1 protein-coding gene is annotated in these 308 nt (G+C 74.7%); it reads left to right on the top strand.

Going from position 1 to position 308, the window contains the following annotated elements:
- On the top strand, positions 1 to 308 hold a 308-nt coding region (locus tag HT134_RS44365; RefSeq protein WP_175606512.1), incomplete at both ends, for a beta-N-acetylglucosaminidase domain-containing protein.

Here is a 308-nt window from a genome sequence, read left to right as displayed (position 1 = left end):
TCACCGAGGCGTTCCTGGAACCCCGGGGCGCGGAGCGGCCCCTGACGATGGTGCCGACCGACTACGCGGGCACGTCCCGCACCGCCTACCGCGACCGGCTGGCCGAGGACCTGCCGCCCGGCGTGCTGGTGTGGTGGACCGGCCGGGACGTGGTCGTCGGCACGGTCACGGCCGACGAGATCGCCGCCGCCGCGGCCTCCTACGGGCACCGGGTGGCGCTGTGGGACAACTTCCCGGTCAACGACTTCGACTTCACCCGGGCGGTCCTGGGGCCGCTGACCGGCCGCGACACCCGGCTCGACACCGTT

The sequence above is a fragment of the Nonomuraea rhodomycinica genome (genome assembly GCF_013363995.1).
Taxonomy (GTDB): Bacteria; Actinomycetota; Actinomycetes; order Streptosporangiales; family Streptosporangiaceae; genus Nonomuraea; species Nonomuraea rhodomycinica.
The sequence above is the reverse complement of the archived record's forward strand: the minus strand, read 5'-3'. Positions and strand labels throughout refer to the sequence as shown.